This window comes from Epibacterium ulvae (assembly GCF_018678075.1).
GTDB lineage: Bacteria > Pseudomonadota > Alphaproteobacteria > Rhodobacterales > Rhodobacteraceae > Epibacterium > Epibacterium ulvae_A.
This window is the reverse complement of sequence record NZ_JAHHIR010000057.1, coordinates 1-5,514: the sequence shown is the minus strand read 5'-3', so window position 1 is coordinate 5,514 and position 5,514 is coordinate 1. Positions and strand designations below refer to the sequence as shown.

Genomic DNA, 5,514 nt, shown 5'->3' with positions numbered 1-5,514 from the left:
GGACCAATGCCTAATCCTCCTTACTTCACGCCCATGCTGGTCGCTGTTCGGTGGGCCTTGAGATAAGTCGCGTCGATCATGACGGTCTTCTGTTCGCCGTGCTCGGCAGCCAGGCTCGCGCAGCGGCGTGGCCGCAAAATCGCGATGGTCGGGCTCGCGCGCCGCATTGCTGTCATTCTCCATCGAAACTGGATCGATGGCTCCGTGTTCCAAACAGATGCAGCGCCGAAAATGATCTGATCTCCAGCACAGAACCGTTGCCTGCTTAATCGCAAGCTTTCGAGGTCCCGCAGGGACGTGGTTCCGATGATGCCGTGGTCAGGACTGTCGCTGACATCCGTCAAGCACGCCTATGAGATGGGCACATCGGAATTACATCGAACCAGCATCCTGTTGGCAGCCGTCGCGCTGACCACGAACCGAAGCATGTACCCAAAGGACCTCAGTCAAAGGCTGTGAGAGAAAGCAGCGCGGACGCGACGAACTAAAAGCACCGCTCCGGCGGATCATTTTGTTTGCGTGGAATCTCTTGACAGAAGTGCTCCCGTTACCGAAGCCCTGAACCTAGTATCTTGTTAGCACTCCCACGACATGCCAATTGGGCCGCCAAGGCTTTTGTGACATGCCCGCCGGTTTGCAGCTTGGCTTTACTCTTGTCACAGACCTTCGTCTTGGTTCAGCCCTAGGAGATAAGGTGGCGGCGCCACCAAATCGCATAACGGGTGGGAGATCCCACAGAACAGACGTCTTTTTCCACCCCGGGGTGCCAGTCCGAGGGCCAACTCCTGCTGGACGGGGATGGCAGGCCCGCCCGATGATCATGATCGCATGAAATGTGACGCCTGCTGTTTAAAGAAGCGACAGCGGGGCGCGCACAGCATATGCAACGCCTCTGCCTGCCTGTGTCAGCACCGAAGGTTCTTGGGCGAGCCCATCACCACATATGAAGTGATCGACGTGACATAGGGTGCCGTGCCCAAAACATCCGTGTGGAACTGTTTGTAACTCGCCAGATCGGCGCATTCGACCCGTAGCAGATATTCAATGGTGCCAGTGATATTGTGGCACTCCACCACTTCCGGAGCCCGCTCCATCGCGCGCTCAAAGCTTTCTTGCGCGTCCTTGGTGTGCTCGCCAAGGCCGACCCCGATATAGCTAACAAACCCATGCCCCAGCGCGCCCCGGTCAAGCACCGCGCGGTAGCCGGTGATCACACCGGACCGTTCCAGCTCTTGAACACGCCGAAGACAGGCGGATGGGGACAGGCCCACACGATCTGCCAGCTCAAGATTGGACATCCGCCCATACCGAGACAGTTCTTGCAATATCTGCTGATTTATTTGGTCTATTCTCGCCATTTGTTGTGAACTTTGACGCAAAACTCCGCAAAACACAATTTCATTCGGTGGTTTTGTGATCATAGTCACGCAATGACATATGAAATCTTCCTTGCCCTAGCCGGATTTGCCCTTGGCACTGCAATCACTCCTGGACCCAATAACCTGATGCTGATGACGTCCGGCGCCAATTTTGGCTTTCGCCGCACCGTCCCGCATATGCTGGGGGTGGGGCTTGGCTTTCCGATGATGATTGTGCCCGTGGGCCTTGGGGTGATGCAGCTGTTTGACCTTTATCCGCCGCTGGTCCGCGTGATGGAGGGTCTGTCGGTGGTCTATATGCTGTGGCTCGCGTGGAAGATCGCCAATGCCGCCGCGCCGAGGGAGGGCAAGGCTTCCGGGCGTCCCATTACATTCATTCAAGCCGCAGCCTTTCAATGGGTCAATCCCAAGGCCTGGGCCATGGCGTTGGGAGCGATTACCCTCTATGCGACGGACCGCACGCTGGGTGCGATCCTTTGGGTGGCATGCACCTATGTGATGATGGGCTGTATCTCCACCACCACATGGACTGTGCTGGGGCAGCAATTGCGCCGCATCCTGACCAACCCCGTGCGGCTGCGTCTGTTCAACGGGACTATGGCGGCCCTGTTGGTGGGCTCCCTGCTGGCGGCATTGCTGCTGAAATAGCGTGTTACTCGGCGGCGAGCGGCAGGCAGATCTGCGTCAACAGATCCTCCGGCGCGGTATCCGCCGGGTTGTCCAGATAAACCTCATAAGGAGGCGCATCGCGGGCTTCGCGCCCCGATTGCGGCAGCCAGACACCATAGAGATATCTGTAGGCACCATGTAGCCCCGCATAGGGCCCTTTGAACAACAAAACTGCGGAGGCGCCGCCTTTGAGCCGTTGCACCTCCAGGCGCGCGGCGATGTCTGCATCTGCGGTCAACTCCAACGCAGCCAGACTGCGCAGATCTTGGGGTGGGGTGGCATCGGGGTCGTCAAAATAGCCCCCTATCATCCCTTGTACATGAGGCCACAAGGCGCAGCTGTTTGCCAATAGGCTAAGCTGTTCAAAGGTCTTGCCAATCTCCATGTAATCGCCGCGATGGGCAATGGCTGCAAGGCGGCGATCCGGCAGGGTATCAAGGGTCACGTCATATGTCATTATAGGCTCTCCAGTTTTGCGGACGCCGGGCGCAGGGCCAAGCCGTCCTTGTTGGCGAAACTGACCAGGTGGCAAGGCAAAGCTCGCACGAAAGGCGCGCGAGAATGCAGGGACGGTGGCATAGCCCGCATCGCCGGCGATCTGCGCGATCGGCAGCGTATCTTGCACCAACTTCATCGCTGCACGATACAGACGGATGCGTCGGGTCGCCTGCGCAGCGGTCTCTCCGGTTACCGCGTGAAAGACGCGGTGAAAGTGAAACCGCGACATGGCGGCGACTTCGGCCAGGCGATCCAACGACAGATCATCTGGCGCGGCGGTGTGGATATGTTCCACCACGCGCAGTAGCCGCCGCTCGGTATTGTGCAGGTTTGTCGCCCGCGCCGATGTCGACAACCGCCCCCTCGTGTCTTGGTTTCGCACCATCCCTCACCGCCCTCGCACTTATAACCATCTGGCCTGTTTCTCCCATGGGAGTGCCATGGGGCAGTTTACCAAATCTTGCTGAGTTTGCAGGCCCCCTGCATGCGCCGATCCGCCCTCCCCGTGCCAGAGTGCCAAGCACCAGCGTAGAGCTCCCGCACCCACACGGTTGCCCTGGCCTGCGGCCAGAGCAAGCGGTGGATTTTGGGCATAGCGCCGCGCCAAAGGCGCGGCGCTATGCCCAACGGCAAGTGGAGCGTCCCCATGGGGACGGTTCGCGCGCGGGCGGGAGTGCTGCCTTGGCTCCGGGCCTGAAGCTATGTTTCACCCGCAACACGTCCACCCCCTGCGCCTGCCCGGTTGCATTTGCTTGCGGCCAAGGTCATATAGCCTTCGCAAACTGTGTGCGGAGAGGCATCCATGACCAACTATCTCGATTTCGAGAAACCCCTTGCGGAGATCGAAGGCAAAGCGGAAGAGCTGCGAGCTCTGGCGCGGGCCAATAAAGAGATGGATGTGGCCGAGGAAGCCACCGCGCTGGACGCCAAGGCCGAGCAGTTGCTCAAGGACTTGTATCAGGACCTCACCCCATGGCGGAAATGCCAGGTGGCGCGTCACGCGGACCGTCCTCATTGCAAAGACTACATCCGCGAGCTGTTCACCGAATACACCCCTCTCGCCGGGGACCGGAATTTTGCCGATGACCTCGCGGTTATGGGCGGGCTCGCGCGCTTCAACGACCAGCCGGTAGTTGTGATCGGCCACGAAAAAGGGTCGGACACCAAGGGCCGTATCACACATAACTTTGGCATGGCGCGCCCAGAAGGCTACCGCAAGGCGATCCGCCTGATGGATATGGCCAGCCGCTTTGGCCTGCCGGTAATCACGCTTGTCGACACGGCCGGTGCCTATCCGGGCAAAGGCGCAGAAGAACGCGGCCAGTCCGAGGCAATCGCGCGCTCCACCGAGATGTGTCTGAAAATCGGCGTGCCGCTGATCTCGGTCATCATCGGCGAAGGTGGCTCTGGCGGTGCAGTGGCTTTTGCCTCTGCAAACCGCGTGGCCATGTTGGAGCATTCCGTCTATTCCGTGATCTCTCCAGAGGGCTGCGCCTCGATCCTGTGGAAAGACGCCGAAAAGATGCGCGAAGCCGCCGAAGCGCTGCGCCTGACAGCCCAGGATCTGCTGGAACTGGACGTGGTGGACCGGATCATTTCCGAACCTCTGGGCGGCGCTCATCGTGACCGCGACGCAACCCTTGCTTCGGTGCGCGGCGCCATTTCCGATATGCTGGCAGATCTGGGCGATATGGACCCCACCGCGCTGATCAAAGACCGCCGCGACAAGTTCATCGCCATCGGCTCCAAAGGGTTGGCCGCGTAAACCAAGACCGCATCATGTTTTTGTTGAAACCCGGCTGACCTCAGTCGGGTTTTCTTCTTGCTATTATTGCCTCGCTTTCACATCCTCTCGTCGGCGGTTTTAATGCCAAAAGACATGGATTGTGTCCCAACGCAGGATTAATGATCCCACCCCAAAAGGCGTACATTGTGCACGCTTTAGCTGACCGGTTGTTTAAACGAATGACACATTGGAAAGAGAGTATTTCATAATCAGTTTTATTGCCAAACCTGTTTTGTCATTGATGTGCACTGCTTTCCGCATGCGGCGGCGCGCCCCAAGTCAATGAGTTGCGATTTAACAATGACGGCAATGGTGAAGATTTTTCGAAGCGGGTCGCTGCGTGACGGTTGCGCTTGGTGCTCGGGCGGCCCGCGTTGGAAAATCTCCCAAGGTGGAAGCCGCGAGGGTCTTGGTGAGGCTATGGGGAAAGTGCGTGAACGGTTGTTGCGACGGGGTTTTCGACGGACCTTTTGGCGTTTTTCGCAGCGCTGGACAAGCGAGGTTCCCGGCCTCTTCGCACTGACCAGCAGGCTGAGCTTGGTGGAATTGTTCTCTGCAGCCGTGCTGACAACCAATCAGCGCAACAGGCTTGTGCCGGTGCTGCGTCGTGCAGCCAGCATAGGTTGATGGTATTTGGCGGTCGTTCGCTCATGCAGCTTGTTCCGTTGGTGGCGCGCGCGACATTGGTTTCTGGCCGCGCCGGAATATCTGGATAATGCGCATGGGGCCGCCGCAACAGGGGCATGGTTCGGGCAGTGTGAGAGGGGTGACACCTGGCTCGGCGTCTTGGACATCAGCCTGATCTGGCGACTGGACACAGAGCAACGCGCGGATTTTGGTGAGGTTGGTTCTGCGGGTGCCGCTGGCCAGCAGGCCGTAGTGCCGGATACGGTGGAACCCGTCTGGCAGGACGTGGATCAGAAAGCGGCGGATGAACTCGGGCGTGGCGAGGCGCATGATCTTCTGACGGTCGCTGTTTTTGACGCGATAGTCTTTCCAGCGGAATGCGATGGTATCGGCGTCAGCGCTGACGAGGCGATGGTTCGAGATTGCCACCCGGTGAGTATGTCGGCTCAGATAGGTGAGGACGGCCACCGGGCCGCCGAAGGGCGGTTTGGAATACACCACCCATTCGGATTTGCGGAACGGGGTGAGCCATGTTGCGAAGGCGTCCGCCTGGGC

General features: G+C 59.1%; 5 protein-coding genes and 2 pseudogenes. 3 read left to right on the top strand and 4 right to left on the bottom strand.

Annotated elements, in window-relative coordinates:
* Nucleotides 1-23 precede the first annotated feature (23 nt).
* A pseudogene (locus tag KMP13_RS14045) lies at nt 24-128 on the bottom strand (IS5/IS1182 family transposase); the annotation flags it as partial.
* On the opposite strand from KMP13_RS14045, the pseudogene KMP13_RS20575 reads away from it, so the two are divergent.
* A pseudogene (locus tag KMP13_RS20575) lies at nt 106-240 on the top strand (IS110 family transposase); the annotation flags it as partial. The pseudogenes KMP13_RS14045 and KMP13_RS20575 overlap by 23 nt on opposite strands.
* A 665-nt stretch (nt 241-905) precedes the next feature.
* Here KMP13_RS20575 and KMP13_RS14040 read toward each other — a convergent pair.
* Nucleotides 906-1,358 (bottom strand): Lrp/AsnC family transcriptional regulator, encoded by a 453-nt coding sequence (locus tag KMP13_RS14040; RefSeq protein ID WP_215266511.1) that lies wholly within the window; start codon nt 1,356-1,358, stop codon nt 906-908.
* 72 nt (nt 1,359-1,430) lie between these two features.
* On the opposite strand from KMP13_RS14040, the gene KMP13_RS14035 reads away from it, so the two are divergent.
* Nucleotides 1,431-2,027, top strand: a complete 597-nt coding sequence (locus KMP13_RS14035) for a LysE family translocator (RefSeq protein WP_215266510.1) — start codon at nt 1,431-1,433, stop codon at nt 2,025-2,027.
* 4 nt (nt 2,028-2,031) lie between these two features.
* Here the strand turns inward: KMP13_RS14035 and KMP13_RS14030 are convergent, their stop codons facing one another.
* Complete coding sequence (locus KMP13_RS14030) at nt 2,032-2,901, bottom strand: AraC family transcriptional regulator (protein ID WP_251363865.1); 870 nt, start codon at nt 2,899-2,901, stop codon at nt 2,032-2,034.
* Between the two features lie 447 nt (nt 2,902-3,348).
* Between KMP13_RS14030 and KMP13_RS14025 the strand changes: the two genes are divergently transcribed.
* Nucleotides 3,349-4,311, top strand: a complete 963-nt coding sequence (locus KMP13_RS14025; protein ID WP_215266508.1) for an acetyl-CoA carboxylase carboxyltransferase subunit alpha — start codon at nt 3,349-3,351, stop codon at nt 4,309-4,311.
* A gap of 669 nt (nt 4,312-4,980) precedes the next feature.
* On the opposite strand, the gene KMP13_RS14020 is transcribed toward KMP13_RS14025, so the two are convergent.
* A partial coding sequence (locus tag KMP13_RS14020) for an IS91 family transposase (RefSeq protein ID WP_215266507.1) occupies nt 4,981-5,514 on the bottom strand: 534 nt, incomplete at its 5' end.